Annotated in this window: 11 protein-coding genes; 3 read left to right on the top strand and 8 right to left on the bottom strand. The window is 73.0% G+C overall.

Annotated features, from left to right (window positions below; genetic code table 11):
• Nucleotides 1-28: 28 nt before the first annotated feature.
• From HOQ23_RS15920 to HOQ23_RS15885, 8 genes are all read right to left on the bottom strand, one after another.
• A complete protein-coding gene (locus HOQ23_RS15920) occupies nt 29-760 on the bottom strand; it encodes a sirohydrochlorin chelatase (protein ID WP_172215563.1) in 732 nt (243 codons plus the stop codon).
• Nucleotides 757-1,875 carry a uroporphyrinogen-III synthase gene (locus HOQ23_RS15915; RefSeq protein WP_172215562.1) on the bottom strand — a complete coding sequence of 373 codons (1,119 nt, stop codon included), beginning with the start codon at nt 1,873-1,875 and terminating at the stop codon, nt 757-759. Before HOQ23_RS15915 ends, HOQ23_RS15920 begins: the two co-directional genes overlap by 4 nt.
• On the bottom strand, nt 1,872-2,255 hold the full coding sequence (gene nirD / locus HOQ23_RS15910) for a nitrite reductase small subunit NirD (protein WP_172215561.1): 384 nt from the start codon (nt 2,253-2,255) through the stop codon (nt 1,872-1,874). The genes HOQ23_RS15915 and nirD overlap by 4 nt, the downstream gene beginning before the upstream one ends.
• Nucleotides 2,252-4,786: a nitrite reductase large subunit NirB gene (gene nirB, locus HOQ23_RS15905; protein ID WP_172215560.1), complete on the bottom strand. Its 2,535-nt coding sequence runs from the start codon at nt 4,784-4,786 to the stop codon at nt 2,252-2,254. Before nirB ends, nirD begins: the two co-directional genes overlap by 4 nt.
• Nucleotides 4,783-6,204 carry an FAD-dependent oxidoreductase gene (locus tag HOQ23_RS15900; RefSeq protein WP_172215559.1) on the bottom strand — a complete coding sequence of 474 codons (1,422 nt, stop codon included), beginning with the start codon at nt 6,202-6,204 and terminating at the stop codon, nt 4,783-4,785. Before HOQ23_RS15900 ends, nirB begins: the two co-directional genes overlap by 4 nt.
• Complete coding sequence (locus HOQ23_RS15895) at nt 6,201-8,246, bottom strand: molybdopterin oxidoreductase family protein (RefSeq protein ID WP_172215558.1); 2,046 nt, start codon at nt 8,244-8,246, stop codon at nt 6,201-6,203. The genes HOQ23_RS15900 and HOQ23_RS15895 overlap by 4 nt, the downstream gene beginning before the upstream one ends.
• A gap of 5 nt (nt 8,247-8,251) precedes the next feature.
• Nucleotides 8,252-9,772 carry an MFS transporter gene (locus HOQ23_RS15890; RefSeq protein ID WP_172215557.1) on the bottom strand — a complete coding sequence of 507 codons (1,521 nt, stop codon included), beginning with the start codon at nt 9,770-9,772 and terminating at the stop codon, nt 8,252-8,254.
• A gap of 356 nt (nt 9,773-10,128) precedes the next feature.
• Nucleotides 10,129-11,439 carry an HNH endonuclease signature motif containing protein gene (locus tag HOQ23_RS15885; RefSeq protein WP_172215556.1) on the bottom strand — a complete coding sequence of 437 codons (1,311 nt, stop codon included), beginning with the start codon at nt 11,437-11,439 and terminating at the stop codon, nt 10,129-10,131.
• Between the two features lie 511 nt (nt 11,440-11,950).
• Here HOQ23_RS15885 and HOQ23_RS15880 point away from each other — a divergent pair.
• From HOQ23_RS15880 to acs, 3 genes are all read left to right on the top strand, one after another.
• The gene (locus HOQ23_RS15880; RefSeq protein ID WP_172215555.1) at nt 11,951-12,316 is read left to right on the top strand and encodes a DUF485 domain-containing protein; all 366 of its coding nucleotides are present in this window, start codon (nt 11,951-11,953) and stop codon (nt 12,314-12,316) included.
• A 1-nt stretch (nt 12,317) separates the two neighbouring features.
• Nucleotides 12,318-13,931, top strand: coding sequence for a cation acetate symporter (locus HOQ23_RS15875; RefSeq protein ID WP_172215554.1), 1,614 nt, complete (start codon nt 12,318-12,320; stop codon nt 13,929-13,931).
• Between the two features lie 149 nt (nt 13,932-14,080).
• Nucleotides 14,081-16,087 (top strand): acetate--CoA ligase, encoded by a 2,007-nt coding sequence (gene acs, locus HOQ23_RS15870; protein WP_172215553.1) that lies wholly within the window; start codon nt 14,081-14,083, stop codon nt 16,085-16,087.
• Nucleotides 16,088-16,241 lie beyond the last annotated feature (154 nt).

Genomic DNA, 16,241 nt, shown 5'->3' with positions numbered 1-16,241 from the left:
GCCGCTGGGACGACAGCTGTGTGTCGGACTATCGGCCGAGCCGGGCCTGATCCTCCACCCGCGCCACGACCAGGTCCACGAGCAACGGGTGCGCGCCGAGCACGTCGGCCACCGCTCCGGTGGCACCGGCGGCCACGGACTCCGCGCGGCAGCGGTCGGCGAAGTGCCCCGCGGCCAGCAGGTACGGCGACACCGCGGCGCCGGGGGTCAGCACGTCGGCGGGCCGCGGCCCGGGCCCGGACAGCGTGGCCAGGCGCACCGGCCCGCCCCAGGCGTCGGCCAGCAGGGCCGCGGCGGCGTCGAGGTCGGCGGCGGCCGCGGGGTCCCGCGAGCCGGCGGCCACCATCACCACCGGGGCCCCCGGTCGGGCGCCCGCCCCGCGCAGCCGGTCGGCCTGGGCCGCGGCCAGCAGCGGGTGCGGGCCGAGGGCGGGCGCGAGGGCGGCCGGGCTCCCGGGCGCCGCACCCGCGACGGCCGCGGGCAGGTCGTGGCGCACGTGGTACCCGGTGGACAGCAGCAGCGGCACCACGACGGTGCTTCCCTGCGAGGGCTGCGCCAGCACGTCGGTGAGCAGCGGCTCGCTGAGCTCGACGTACGCACACCGCGTCGGTACGCCGAGGCGCGCGCCGACCTGCGCGGCGAGCGAGCGAGCCACCTGGTTGCCCGGGGCGTGGCGCGTGCCGTGGGCCACCAGCACCACCCGGCCCGGGGCCGTGGCGACCCGGGCCCGTGGACCACCCCGGGTGAGCAGCCCGGTCATGTCCCGGCCACCGCGAGCCGGTAGCCGCGCTTGACGACCGTCTGCACCGAGCGGGTGCCGAGGGCGGCACGCAGCCGGGCGACGGCCATCTCGACGGCGTGCTCGGAGCCGGCGGTGCCGGAGGGCAGCGCCGACAGGAGCGCGCGACGGGAAACGACGTTGCCGGGGTTGGTGACCAGCGCCTGGAGCACCGCGGCCGGTGCCGGGGAGAGCTTGACCTCGACCCCGTCGAGCAGCACGTCGTCGCCGTGGAGCAGCAGCAGCCCGCCGCCGGCGAGCTCGAGGCTGAGCCCCGAGCGGCGCGAGGGCAGCTCGGTCTCGAGCTGCTTGACCATCGCGGCGAGCCGGGAGCGCTCGGGATAGATCGTGGGCACCCCCCACAGCTCGAACGCGGCGGCGGTGACCGGGCCGACGCACGCGGCGACCACGTCGGCCTGGCAGGCGGTCACCACGTCGTCGCGGCGCCCGCTCGCCCCCGCGGCGTCCATGAGCGCGGCGACGGCCGGCGCGGAGGTGAAGGTGACGGCGTCCAGGCGCCGGTCGGCGATCAGGTCGATCAACCCGAACATCGGCTCCGGGTCGTCGGCGCTGACCACCCGGTAGACCGTCACCGACGTGACCTCGGCGCCGCGGCGGCGCAGCGCGTGCGCGGCCATCGACAGCGACTGGCCGTGCTCCTGCACCACGATCCGCATCCCGGTCAGGTCGCGGCCGCGCAGGTGCTCCAGCACGTCCTCGAAGCACTCCGACTCCGGCGCCCAGAGCTCGCGCAGGCCGCGGCGGCGCAGCGCGCCGACGCTCTTCGGGCCGCGTGCCAGGATCTCCGCCGACTCCAGCGCCGCCACCAGCCGGTCTGCCAGGCCCCAGCGCTCGGCGGCCTCGAACCACGCCTTCATGCCGATCCCGGTGGTCGCCAGGAACATGTCGACCGGCCCGGCCAGCACCTCCTCGGTGGCCGCGCGCAGCTGCGCGTCGTCGACCTGGTTGGGCGCCAGCGACAGCGCCGGCGCCCACTCCACCTCCGCACCACGGCGTTCCAGCAGCGCGATCTGCTCCTCGACCTTGCGGGCGGCCGTCACGCCGACGCGGAATCCGGTCAAGGGCAGTTCACTCACGGGCTCTCCCTGCTGCGCCCGACCAGCACCAGGCGGTCGGTGCTGCCGGGGATGTCGGTGACGAGGACGTCGTACGTCGGGATCCGGACGGCCGCGTCGTCGAGGCACTGTCCGGTGCGCAGGTCGAAGGCCTGCTTGTGCATGGGCGACGCCACGAACGGGATGTCGCCCCGAGTCCCGACGATGCCACGGGCCAGCACGGAGGCCCGCGAGAAGGGATCGTAGTTGGACAGCGCCCAGACCTCGTCGTCGTGGGTGCGGAACACCGCGACCGCCTCGCCGTCGACCAGCGCGGTGACGCCGCCCTCGACGTCGATCTGCCCCAGCCGGCAGACGGCGGTGAGGACCGGCTCGGCCTGGTATCCGGTGCGCGCGCTCATCGGGGTGCCCCCACCGGGATCGTCGCGCCGAGGGACACCGGTCCGTCGACGTCGGCGGGCGCGACCTGGTCGCGCTCGGGCCGGAAGCGGATGTGCGGATCGGGGACGTCGGGTGCGTTGACGAAGGAGACGAAGCGGGCCAGCTTGTCCGGGTCCTCCAGGGTCTGCGCCCACTCGTCGGCGTACCCCTCGACGTGGCGTGCCATCGCCGCCTCCAGCTCCGAGCCGAGCCCGAGCGCGTCGTCGACGACCACCTCGCGCACCCGATCCAGCCCGCCCTCGAGGGAGTCGACCCACGGCGCAGTGCGCTGGAGCCGGTCCGCGGTGCGGATGTAGTACATGAGGAACCGATCCAGGTAGCGCACCAGCGTCTCGGTGTCGAGGTCACCGGCGAGCAGTCGGGCGTGCACCGGGGTGGCGCCGCCGTTGCCGCCGACGTAGAGGTTCCAGCCCTTCTCGGTGGCGATCACCCCGAAGTCCTTGCCCCGCGCCTCGGCGCACTCGCGGGCGCAGCCGCTGACCCCGCCCTTGAGCTTGTGCGGGGAGCGCAGGCCGCGGTAGCGCAGCTCCAGGTCGATGGCGAGCTGCACCGAGTCCTGCACCCCGAAGCGGCACCAGGTGGAGCCGACGCACGACTTCACCGCCCGCAGCGACTTGCCGTAGGCGTGGCCGGACTCGAAGCCGGCGTCGACCAGGCGGCGCCAGATCGCGGGCAGCTGCTCGAGCCGGGCACCGAACAGGTCGATGCGCTGGGCGCCGGTGATCTTGGTGTAGAGCCCGTAGTCGCGCGCGACCTCGCCGATCACCACCAGCTTGTCGGGGGTGATCTCGCCGGCGGGGATGCGCGGCACCACCGAGTAGGTGCCGTTGCGCTGGATGTTGGCCAGGTAGGCGTCGTTGGTGTCCTGCAGCACCCGCCGCTCGCCCTCGAGCACGTGCCCGCCCAGCTGGCTGGCCAGGATCGAGGCGATCGTCGGCTTGCACACGTCGCAGCCGCGACCGCGTCCGTGCGCCGCGAGGACGTCGTCGAAGCGGGTGTACCCATGCACGGCGACGACGTCGAAGAGCTCCTGGCGGGTCAGCGCGAAGTGCTCGCACAGGCTGCGGTCCACGACCGCGCCCTGGGACTCGAAGTAGTCCTCGATGATCTTCTTGACCTGCACCTTGCACGAGCCGCAGGTGGTGCCGGCCCGCGTGGACTCCCCCGCCGCCGCGGCCGCGACGACGTCGGCCTTGGTGACGTCGTTGCACGAGCACACCTGCGCCTCGTCGGGCAGCTGGAAGCCGCCGGTCGAGCTTGTCGAGACCGGCAGGATCAGCTCCTCGGGGTTGGCCGGCAGCGCGATGCCGCTGGCGACCATCGGGCGCAGCACGCCGTACGCCGAGGCGTCGCCGACCAGCACCCCGCCGAGCAGCTGGCGCCCGTCCTCGGAGACGACGAGCTTCTTGTAGACCCCCGCGACCGCGTCGGCGTAGACGACCTCGAGGGCGCCCGGGGTGGTGGCGAACGCGTCGCCGAAGCTGGCCACGTCCACCCCCATCAGCTTCAGCTTGGTGGACATGTCGGCGCCGGTGAAGGACCCCGCGCCGCCGCACAGGGCGTCCAAGACGACCTCGGCCATCGCGTAGCCCGGCGCGACCAGGCCGTACATCCGGCCCGCCGGGGCCGCGCACTCCCCGACCGCCCACACGTGCGGCGCCGAGGTGCGGCACTGCTCGTCGACCAGGACACCGCCGCGCTCGGCCAGGTCGAGGCCGGCGGCGCGGGCGAGGGCGTCGCGCGGCCGGATGCCGGCGGAGAAGACGACGACCTCGGCGGCGATCGGGTCCGCGTCCTTGAGCCCGAGTCCGGCGGCGCGGCCGTCGGCCTCCAGGACCGCGGTGGTCATCGCCCCGGTGTGCACCGAGAGCCCCAGCCCCTCGATGTGGCGGCGCAACGTCGCGCCGCCGGCGTCGTCGACCTGCACGGCCATCAGCCGCGGCGCCATCTCGACCACGTGGGTCTCCAGCCCGAGCCCGCTGAGTGCGTGGGCGGCCTCCAGGCCGAGCAGCCCGCCGCCGATCACCGCGCCGACCCGTGCGGTGGCGGCGGCCTCCCGGATCGCCTCGAGGTCCTCGATGGTGCGGTAGACGAAGCAGCCCGGCAGGTCGTGCCCGGGGATCGGCGGCACGAACGGCGCGGCGCCGGTCGCGAGCACCAGCTCGTCGTAGCCCAGCGTGCTCTCCCGGCCCTCCGCGTCGACCAGCCGCACGGTGCGCCCGGCGGGGTCGATGCTCGCGACGGTGGTGGCGAGCAGCACCCGGACCCGCGGGTCGTCGTACTCCCCGGTCGGGAGGAGGGAGAGCGCCTCGGCACCGACCTCGAAGAAGGAGGTGAGCGCGACCCGGTCGTACGCCGGACGCGGCTCCTCGCCGATGACGACCAGGTCGTGGGTCTCGGTGAGGCCACGCTCGACGGCGGCCTGGACGAAGCGGTGGCCGACCATGCCGTGGCCGACGACCACGAGCGTCTTGCGGTGGTGGGGGCTCATCTGGGGGTTCCTTCCAGCAGGGTGGAGCGGGTGTCGAGCAGGCGGCGTACGGCGTCGGAGCAACCGCCGCAGCCGGTGGTGGCCCGGGTGGTGGCCCGGACCTCGTCGAGGGAGGCGCAGGCGCGGACGGCGCCCGCGCTGACGCCGGCGCACGAGCAGACCTCGGCGTCGTCGGGCAGCTGCGGCTCCGCAGCCGCCGTGGCCCGGTCGGGCATGAGCAGCAGGCCCGGCTCGTTCGCGCCGAGGACGGTGCCGCGGTCGAAGTGCTGGGTGATCAGCCCGATGCGGGACAGGTCGCCGACCAGGGTGCCGGCCACGATCCGGCCGCCGTCGACCACCAGCCGTCGGTGCGACCCGACGACGGGGTTGGTCACCTCGACGACCTCGCCCTCGGCGTGCACCGGGTCGCCGAGCACGGCCACGTCCAGGCCGGTGGCCCGCAGCCGGACGACGTGGCGGCCGGGGTCGTAGGACGCCTCCTCGCCGGCGAGGTGGCGGGCCAGCACCGCCGCCTGCTCCCAGGCCGGCGGGACGAAGCCGGTCACCGTGCCGCCGCGCTGGGCGCAGTCGCCGATCGCGTAGATGTGCTCGTCGCTGGTGCGCAGCCGCTCGTCGACGACGACTCCGCGGCGTACCTCGAGCCCGGCCCGGCGGGCGAGGGCGGTGCTCGGGCGGTCGCCCGCGGTGAGCACGACCAGGTCGGTCTCCAGGGTGTAGCCGTTGTCGAGGACCAGGCCGTCCTCGGTGAGCCGGACCGCGCGGGCGCCGGTGTAGACGGTCGCGCCGAGCCTGGTCAGGTCGCGGGCGATGATCCGCCCCGCCCGCTCCTCGACCTGGCTGCGCAGCAGGTGCTCGCCGCCCTCGACGACCTCGACGGCGAGGCCGCGCACGCTCAGCGCGCGGGCCACCTGGAGACCGAGCAGACCGCCCCCGACCACCACCGCGCTCCCCGCGGTGGTCGAGCCTGTCGAGACCCCCACCGCGGCGTCCAGGCGCTCGCAGTCGGCCAACGAGCGGAAGGCGTGCACCTTCTCGTGCAGCCGTCCGTCGGGCCGCACCAGTCCGCGGATCGGCGGCAGGGTGGGGATCGCGCCGGTGGCCAGCACCAGCGCGTCGTACCCGACCCGGCTCCGGTCGGCGAGCTCGACCTCGCGCTCCTCGCGGTGGATGTCGACCACCCGGGTCCCGAGGCGCAGGTCGACGGTGTCGCGCACGCCGAGCTCGAGCGCGGCCGGGTCGTGGGTGCCCTCGAGCACCGCGGAGAGCAGGATCCGGTTGTACGGCGGGTGCGGCTCGTCGCCGAGCAGGGTGACATGCCGGCCCGCGTCGGCGAGCGCGTCCGCGAGCCGGGCCGCCGCCATCCCGGCGCCGACGACCACCACCCGCCGGTCGAGCGACGCCCGCTCGTCCAGACTCATGCGCGCACCGCCGCGGCGCAGACCTTGAACTCCGGCATCTTGCTGGCCGGGTCGAGCGCGTCATGGGTGAGCCGGTTGGCCCCGACCCAGTGGAACGGCACGAAGACCGTGTCCGGGCGGATGGTGCTGACCACCCGCGCCGGCGCCTTCAGCTCCCCGCGGCGGGTGGTGACGACGACCGGCGCGCCGTCGCGGGCGCCGATGCGGTCGGCCAGCATCGGGTGCAGCTCCACGAACGGGCCGGTGTCGGGCAGGTCGCGCACCCGGCGGGTCTGGGCGCCGGACTGGTACTGCGCCAGCACCCGCCCGGTGGTGAGGTGCACCGGGAAGGCCTCGTCGGGTCGCTCCGCGGCGCCGACGTGCTCGACGTCGACGAAGCGCGCCCGCCCATCCGGCGTCGCGAAGGAGTCGGCGAACAACCGCGGCGTGCCGGGGTGCTCCGGCGCCGGGCAGGGCCAGAAGACGCCGTGCTCGGCGCGGATCCGGTCATAGCTGATGCCGCTGTAGTCGGCCCGCCCGCCGGCCGAGGCCCGCCGCAGCTCGGCGAAGACCTCCTCCGGGTCGCTCGGGAACGACGCCTCGGACCCCAGCCGCGCGGCCAGTCCGGCCATCACCTCGAGGTCGGTGCGGACCCCCTCGGGCGGGGCGACGGCGCGCTCGCGCAGCACCACCCGGCCCTCGAGGTTGGTCATGGTGCCGGTCTCCTCCGCCCACTGGGTGACCGGCAGGACGACGTCGGCCATCGCCGCGGTCTCGCTCAGCACGATGTCGGCGACGACGAGCAGGTCGAGCGCGGCGAGCCGCTCGGTGACCCGGGTGGCGTTGGGCGCGGAGACGACGATGTTGCTGCCGAACACCAGCAGCGCGGACGGGCCGTGGTCGCGACCGAGGGAGTCCAGCAGCTCATAGGCCGACACGCCCTTGCCCGGCAGCGTCTCCGGGGCGACGCCCCACACCCGTGCCACGTGCTCGCGCGCGGCCGGGTCGTCGATCATCCGGTAGCCGGGCAGCTGGTCGGACTTCTGGCCGTGCTCGCGGCCGCCCTGGCCGTTGCCCTGGCCGGTGAGGCAGCCGTAGCCGGCGTACGCACGACCCGGCATCCCGAGCGCGAGCGCGACGTTGATCCAGCCCAGCACGGTCGCGGTGCCCTGGCTGTGCTGCTCGGCGCCGCGGGCGGTGAGGACCATGACCCGCGGCGAGCCGGCGAGCAGCTCGGCGGTCGCGCGCAGCTCCGCCACCGGTACGCCGGTGACCCGCTCGACCCGCTCGGGCCACCACGACGCGGCGCGTCGGCGCACGTCCGCGAAGCCGGTGGTGCGCGCGGCGACGTACTCCTCGTCGACGGCGCCGGCCGCGTCGAGCAGGTGCAGCAGCCCCAGGGCGAGGGCGAGGTCGGTGCCGGGGACCGGCTGGAGGAAGAGGTCGGCGCGGTCGGCGGTGGCGGTACGCCGCGGGTCCACGACCACCACCCGACCACCGGCCTCGCGCAGCCGGTCGAGGTGACGGGCCGCGGGCGGCTTCGTCTCGGCGAGGTTGGAGCCGACCAGCACCACCACGTCCGCGTGCTCGAGGTCGGCCAGCGGGAACGGCAGCCCGCGGTCGATGCCGAAGGCCTGGTTGCCCGCGGTCGCGGCCGAGGACATGCACCAGCGGCCGTTGTAGTCGATCCGGCTGGTGCCGAGCGCGACCCGGGCGAGCTTGCCGAGCAGGTAGGCCTTCTCGTTGGTGAGCCCACCGCCGCCGAAGACCGCGACCGCGTCGGGACCGGCGACCTGCGCGGCGCGCAGCCCGGCGGCGACGCGGTCGAGCGCCTCGTCCCAGGACGCCGCGCGCAGCTCCCCGCCCTCCTCGTCGCGCACCAGCGGCGTGGTGAGCCGCTCGCGGTGCCCGCGCAGCCCCGCAGCCGTCCAGCCCTTGCGGCACAGCGCCCCCTCGTTGACGGGGAACTCCGGCCACGCGGCGACCTCGAGCGACCGCCCTTGGCGCTCGAGGGTCATGCCGCACTGCAGGCTGCAGTAGGGGCAGTGGGTGCGGGTGGTCATCGAGCTCAGATCCCCGCCCCGGCGAGGCTGTGCCCGCCGGCCCGTGCCCCGGCCGCCGGTCGGCGCAGGTAGACCCGGTAGGTCACCACCGCGCACAGCAGGTAGAAGCCGGTGAACACCACGAAGGCCTGGCGGGTCGCGGCCATCGGGTCCTCGACCCAGGGGGCGCTGAAGGCCAGCGGGATCAGGAACCCGCCGATCGCGCCCACCGCGCCGATGACCCCGATCGCGGCCGAGGAGAGCCGGGTCGCGGCGAGCAGGGCGTCCGCGCGCTGCGGGGTGCCGGGGGTCGTGGTCCGCTCGGCGCGGGTGCGGAAGATCGCCGGGATCATCTTGTACGTCGAGCCGTTGCCGACCCCGGTGGCGGCGAAGACCACCAGGAAGAACGCCAGGAACCAGGGGAACCAGGACTGGTTGTCCACCGCGATCGCGGGGTCCTGCGCCGGGTTCGGGGTCAGCCGGGTGAGGGTCCACAGCACCCCGAGGGTGGCGACGATCATCACCACGAAGGCGCCCAGGGTGATCCGCGCACCGCCGTACCGGTCGGCGAGCCAGCCGCCGAGCGGCCGGGTCGCGGAGCCGACGAGGGCGCCGAGGAACGCGTAGTAGGCGAAGTAGATGCCGGTGCCGAGCGGCGCCGGGTCGGGCACCCAGAAGTTCAGCTTGATGAGCAGCGGCATCGCGGCGGAGTAGCCGATGAAGGAGCCGAAGGTGCCGATGTAGAGCAGCGCCATCACCCAGGTCTGGCGGTGACGCACCACGCTGAGCTGCTCGCGCGGGCTCGAGGTCGCGGTGCCGAGGTTGTCCATGCACCGGTACGCCGCGAGCGTGGCGACCACGGCCAGCCCGGCGTAGACCCAGGCCGCCCGCTCCAGGTGGATGCCGCCGTCGCTCGCCTGCACCATGCCGAAGATCCCGGCGCCGCCGACGATGACGGGCAGGAAGAGCTGGATCAGCGCGACGCCGAGGTTGCCGCCGGCGGCGTTCAGCCCGAGCGCGGTCCCCTTGCGCGCCGCCGGGTAGAAGAAGTTGATGTTGGCCATCGAGCTGGCGAAGTTGCCGCCGCCGAGGCCGGCCGTCGCGGCGATCAGGCAGAAGGCCCAGTACGGCGTACCGGGGTTGGTGACGGCGTAGGCGAAGCCGAGCGTCGGCACCAGCAGCAGCGCGGCACTGGCCATCGTCCAGTTGCGGCCCCCGAAGCGCGACACCGCGAAGGTGTAGGGCAGGCGCAGCACCGAGCCGACGAGGTTGGGCAGCGCGACCAGCAGGAACAGCTGCTGGGCGCTGAAGTCGAAGCCCATCGAGACCAGGAACGCCGAGCTGACGCTCCAGATCAGCCACACCGAGAAGCCCAGGTGCTCGGCGAAGATCGACCAGGCGAGGTTGCGCCGCGCCACCCGGCGGCCGGTGTGCTCCCAGAACGCGGAGTCCTCGGGCTCCCAGTGGTCGATCCAGCGTCCGGTCCGGCGGACGGGTGCCTGGGGGGCTGCGGCGGCCCGCTCCGGCGGGGCGACGGTCTGCGTCATGGAGGCTCCTGTGCGATCGGGTCCACCGATCGTGCGAGCCCGACGTTTCGCCCCGCCCCCCGCCGCCGCAACGCCGACGTCAACTTGTCCTCACGACCTCACAGCCACAGGCCGTTCACCGTCGGCTGAGCGCGTGCCGTCGGTCGAGCCTGTCGAGACCCCCGGACGAGCGGTCGCCGTTGGTCGAGCCCGCGCCGTTGGTCGAGCCTGTCGAGACCCCCCGGACGAGCGGTCGCCCGTTGGTCGAGCTTGTCGAGACCCCTCGTCTCACCGCGGCCCGCTCGATCGTCCGGTGCCAGCCCAGGCAGCCGTGTGGCCCCGCCGGCAAGGTGCTGGCGGGGTCCGGAGCGGTCGATCTACTCGTCGGGCGGATGCGCGGTGACGAGTCGGGTCTCGCTGTGGTCCTTGACCAGATGCAGCCCGTGTGGGGATTGCCAGAGATACGTCGCGGCGTCGGTCTTGTCGTAGGTCCACGCGGTGTGGGTCTTGGCCCGGTGATGTCGGCGACAGAGCGGGGCGAGGTTGCAGGAGCACGTGGGGCCGCCGTCGCCGTGAGCGGTGACGTGGTCGGTGTCGCAGCGCCGGGCCGGGCGTTCACACCATGGGAAGGCGCACGTCGGCGAGGCGAGCTTGGTCTGCTCGGCCAGTTTGTCGGGGATCGCGTAGGCGTCGGTGTGGTGGTGGGCCTCGAGGTCGATGACCGGCTTGATGACCACCTGGGCGTCGCCGCTGCACCACTGGCTGACCTGCTCGGTCGAGACGATGGAGCGGGTCTGCTCCACGTGTGCGATGCCGGCCTCGTCACGGCTGATCGCGGCGTGCGAGAGGTGGACGTGGATCACGACCTGGCGCGGCTTCACCACCGACGCGGCCCCATCACCGGCCTCGGCGCGCAGGTCGAAGGCGAGCTGGCGTCGGGCGAGCTCGCCGGCTGCCATGGAGCGGCGCACGTCCAGCGACTCGGTCGAGCCGAGGGCGGCGAGCTCTTCGGCGCCCTGGCGGATCGCGGTGTCGAGGTCGATCGCGTCGGCGAGGTCGAGGACGCCTTCGACGTGGACGGTGCCGTCGTGGGTGGCTTCGCGGGTGTGCACGTCGAAGCGGCGGCCGTCGGCCGCCTCGCGGCGCTGCTTCTCCGCACCCTCGGGGTCGAACATCACGCGGGCCTGGTCGACGAGGCGCTCGATCGCGGCCCAGCTGATCTTTCCCACGACACCGGCGAGCTGGCGGTCCACGAAGTCGGCGCCCTCCAGCGGCAGGGTGGTGGTCAGCTGCGCGAGCCGCCGCGCCTTCCACAGCGGGACCTTGCCGGCACGGACCAGCTTCCAGGTCCGCTTGAGCCGGTGCCCCAGCTCCAGGGCGTCACCGACCAACGAACGGGCGGAGTCGGTGGACAGGCCCAGCGCGGCGCCGAACTCCATCGGCGCGAACTCCGCGACCAGCGGGGCACCCTCGCCCGCCAGCGGAACGGCCTGCTCCCCGAACACCAAACCGGTGGTTGAGCTTGTCGATACCCCGCCGGAAACCGACTCCTCCGGATGCATCGCCGCCCACACCAGAGCCGCCTCTAAGACCTCGATCTCCGCCCGCTGGGCTGCGGCCCGACGGCGCTGTGCGAACGCCAGCACGGCGGCTGGGGTGCCGCAGTCGGGGAGCTCGGAGTCGGCCATGCCTCATTCTACTCGAACGCACGTTCGATGACAAGGGTTTTTCCACCTCGGGTCTCGCGATCGTCCAGTGGCAGACGGATGCGCCACGCGGGCGATCCGCGCCCCAGGCCGCATGGCAGGCAACCGCGAAGACCGAGCCGCCCCGCCCGACGCGTGAGCAGATGAGGAGACCGATCGCCCACCACCCGCAGCCGGTAGCTGTGCCAGCCGATCCAGGCGAGGACACCGTGGTCAAGAAGCTGATCAGCGCCGGGGTGTTCATGCTGGACAAGGCCGTCTACAACGTCGGTGCCCGCACGGCTTCCAGCAGGTCCTCGTGATCGCCGAGGGCGAGAACCCCGGCGACAAGATCACCATCACCGACCTAGGAGCGCGACCGCTCGTCGTACCGATCCGACCGCTCACCGACGGCGGGTGCCACTGAGCGCCTAGGCGACGTCGGGTCGTGCCGGGGCGGGGGTGGGCGCTCCTACTGTGACTGCGATCACACGACTTCCCGGAAGGGGCTCCCGTGTCCACCGACCAGCCCGCGCGTCACGATCCCATCTACGACGACCTCCACGAACGCCCCGAGTTCACCGAGCTGCGCAGCCGCTACCGCGGCTTCGTGCTCCCGGCGACCGTCGCGTTCCTCGTCTGGTACCTGCTCTACGTCGTCCTCTCCAACTGGGCGGGCGACTTCATGGCCCACAAGCTCGTCGGCAACATCAACGTCGCGCTCGTCTTCGGGCTGTTGCAGTTCGTGACGACCTTCCTGCTCGCCTGGCTCTACAGCCGCTTCTCCTCCAGCCGCCTCGACCCGCTGGCCCGCCAGCTGGACGAGGAGTACCGCGCGGCGCTCGAGAGCCGCCGCCCCACCGCCGGACGGGAGGGCTGAGATGGACAGTCAGGTCCTCACCACACTGCTCTTCCTCGCGGTCGTCGCACTGACCGTCGCGATCACCTTCTGGGCCAGCCGCCAGTCCTCGGGCACCGCCGACTTCTACGCCGGCGGCCGCAGCTTCTCCGGCTTCCAGAACGGCCTGGCCATCGGCGGCGACTACATGTCGGCGGCGTCGTTCCTCGGCATCTCCGGTGCCATCGCGCTCTACGGCTACGACGGCTTCCTCTACTCCATCGGCTTCCTCGTCGCCTGGCTGGTGGCGCTGCTGCTGGTCGCGGAGATGCTGCGCAACTCCGGGCGCTACACGATGGCCGACCAGTTGGCGTTCCGGATGCGGCAGAAGCCGGTACGGATGGCCGCGGCCACCTCGACGGTCGTGGTCTCGATCTTCTACCTGCTCGCCCAGATGGTCGGCGCCGGCGCGCTCGTCGCGCTGCTCCTCGGTGTCGACAGCCAGGTCACCAAGAACCTCACCATCGCCGTCGTCGGCGCACTGATGGTCTTCTACGTCACCGTCGGCGGGATGAAGGGCACCACCTGGGTGCAGATCGTCAAGGCCGTTCTGCTGATGACCGGCTCGGCGCTGATCGTCATCCTGGTGCTGGCCAAGTTCGACTTCAACCTCTCCGACCTGCTCGGCAGCGCCGCCAGCGAGTCCGGCGCCGGGGCGGCGTTCCTGGAACCGGGGCTGCGCTACGGCGCCGACCTCACCAGCAAGCTGGACTTCCTCAGCCTCGGCATCGCCCTGGTCCTCGGTACGGCGGGCCTGCCGCACATCCTGATCCGCTTCTACACCGTCCCGACCTCCCGCGACGCCCGCAAGTCGGTGCTGTGGGCGATCGGCCTGATCGGCGTGTTCTACCTGTTCACGCTGGTCCTCGGTTTCGGCGCCGCGGCGCTGCTGGACACCAGCAAGCTCGACGCGGCCGGCAACCTGGCCTCGCCGAAGCTGGCCGAGGCGGTCGGTGGCGGTGCCGGGTCGACCGGAGGCGCGGTGCTGCTCGCCCTGATCGCGGCGGTCGCGTTCGCGACGATCCTGGCCGTGGTCGCGGGCCTGGTGCTCACCTCGTCGGCATCCGTGGCCCACGACATCTACAACAACGTGATGCGCAACGGGACCGCGACCGAGAACGAGGAGATCCGGGTGACCCGGATCGCCGCCGGCGTCATCGGCCTGGTGGCGATCCTGCTGGCGATCCCGGCGCAGAACCTCAACATCGCGTTCCTGGTCGCCCTCGCGTTCGCGGTCGCGGCCTCGGCGAACCTGCCGGCGATCGTCTACAACATGTTCTGGCGGCGCTTCAACACCCGCGGGGCGACCTGGAGCATCTACGGCGGCCTGATCTCCGCTGTCGGCCTGGTCTTCTTCTCGCCGGTCACCTCCGGCAAGGTCAGCCCCGAGGGCGAGAACCTCTCGCTGCTGCCCGCCAGCATCGACATCTCCTGGTTCCCGCTGGAGAACCCCGGCCTGGTCTCGATCCCGCTCGGGTTCTTCCTCGGCTGGCTCGGGACCGTGACCTCGCGCGAGCCCACCGCGGAGGACCGCTACACCGAGCTCGAGGTCCGCGCCCTCACCGGAGCGGGTGCCGAGCAGGCGATCCAGCACTGAGCAATCAAGCACTGAGCAATCAAGCACTGGGCGAATCGGGCACTGCACGAGCACCGATCGATCAGGGTGGCCCCCGCCACTAGTGTGGCGGGGGCCACCTTCCCCCGTTCGAACCGACCTGGGACCCGACCCCAGACACAGGAGCTGACGTGAGCGACGAGACCCTCTCCAACCTGCTGAACGAAGAGCGCCGCTTCGAGCCGCCGGCCGACCTCGCGGCCCACGCCAACCTCACCGAGGAGGCCTACGCCCGGGCCGACGCCGACCCCGAGGCCTTCTGGGCGGAGCAGGCCGACCGGCTCACCTGGGACACCCGGTGGGAGCAGGTGCTGGACTGGTCGGACCCGCCGTTCGCCAAGTGGTACGTCGGGGGCCGGCTCAACGCGGCGTACAACTGCGTGGACCGCCACGTGGAGGCCGGGAACGGCGACAAGGTCGCGATCCACTGGGTCGGCGAGCCGGTCGACGACCGCCGCGACATCACCTACGCCCAGCTCAAGGACGAGGTCTCCCGCGCCGCGAACGCGCTGAGCGACCTCGGTGTGGAGACCGGCGACCGCGTCGCGATCTACATGCCGATGATCCCCGAGGCGATCGTGGCGATGCTCGCCTGCGCCCGGATCGGCGCCCCGCACACGGTCGTCTTCGGCGGCTTCTCCTCCGACGCGCTGGCCTCGCGGCTGGAGGACTGCCAGGCGAAGGTCGTCGTCACCGCCGACGGCGGCTACCGCCGCGGCTCCGCCTCCGCCCTGAAGCCCGCGGTCGACGAGGCCCGGGCCAAGTCGGCCGAGCGCGGCCACCGGGTGGACAAGGTGCTGGTGGTGCGCCGTACCGGCCAGGACCTCGGCGCGGACGGCTGGGACGACGCGGTCGACGTGTGGTGGCACGACGTCGTCGACACCGCCTCGCCCGAGCACACCCCCGAGGCGTTCGACGCCGAGCACCCGCTCTACGTCATGTACACCTCCGGCACCACGGGCAAGCCCAAGGGCATCCTGCACACGACCGGCGGCTACCTCGTCGGTACGGCGTACACCCACTGGGCCGTCTTCGACCTCAAGCCCGAGACCGACGTCTACTGGTGCACCGCCGACATCGGCTGGGTCACCGGGCACTCCTACATCGTCTACGGGCCGCTCGCCAACGGCGCCACCCAGGTGCTCTACGAGGGCACCCCGGACAGCCCGGAGAAGGGCCGGTGGTGGCAGATCATCGAGGACCTCGGCGTCACGATCTTCTACACCGCGCCGACCGCGATCCGCTCGTTCATGAAGCAGGGCCGCGAGATCCCCGACCGCGCGGACCTCTCCAGCCTGCGCCTGCTCGGCTCGGTCGGCGAGCCGATCAACCCGGAGGCCTACATCTGGTACCGCCACGTGATCGGCGGCGACCGCACCCCCGTCGTCGACACCTGGTGGCAGACCGAGACCGGCATGATCATGATCAGCCCGCTGCCCGGCGTCACCGCCGGCAAGCCCGGCTCGGCGATGACCGCGATCCCCGGCGTCGCCGCCGACGTCGTCGACGAGGAGGGCACGCCGGTCCCGAACGGCTCGGGCGGCTACCTCGTGCTCACCAAGCCGTGGCCCTCGATGCTGCGCACGATCTGGGGCGACGACCAGCGCTTCGTGGACACCTACTGGTCGCGCTTCCGCAGCCAGGGCTACTACTTCGCCGGCGACGGCGCCAAGAAGGACACCGACGGCGACCTGTGGGTGCTCGGGCGCGTGGACGACGTCATGAACGTCTCCGGGCACCGACTCTCCACCACCGAGATCGAGTCGGCGCTCGTGTCGCACCCGAAGGTCGCGGAGGCCGCCGTGGTCGGCGCCAAGGACGAGGACACCGGTCAGGCGGTCTGCGCGTTCGTGATCCTGCGCGACGAGTTCGTCGTCGACGCCGACGAGGCGGGCGAGGGCAGCGAGATCGTCACCGAGCTGCGCAAGCACGTGCGCAAGGAGATCGGCCCGATCGCCACCCCGCGCCAGATCATGATCGTGCCCGAGCTGCCGAAGACCCGCTCGGGCAAGATCATGCGCCGGCTGCTGCGCGACGTCGCCGAGCACCGCGAGATCGGGGACGTCACCACGCTGGCGGACAGCTCGGTGATGAAGCTGATCTCCTCCGGGCTGTCCGGCTCGGGATCCTCGGAGTGAGGTCCACAGGTCCCAGGTCCGCGCCGTTCGACAGCAGTACCTCCTCGGCCCGCGCGGCAGTCTCTCGGAGAGATCCGCCCCGGAACGGCAGGCCGCGCACGATGTCGAGGCACTCGTCGTAGTCGACCGCGCGGGCGGGCCGCCCGGGACCTAG

This window comes from Nocardioides sp. zg-DK7169 (assembly GCF_013155365.1).
Classification (GTDB): Bacteria; Actinomycetota; Actinomycetes; order Propionibacteriales; family Nocardioidaceae; genus Nocardioides.
This window is presented reverse-complemented; position numbering and strand designations above follow the sequence as displayed.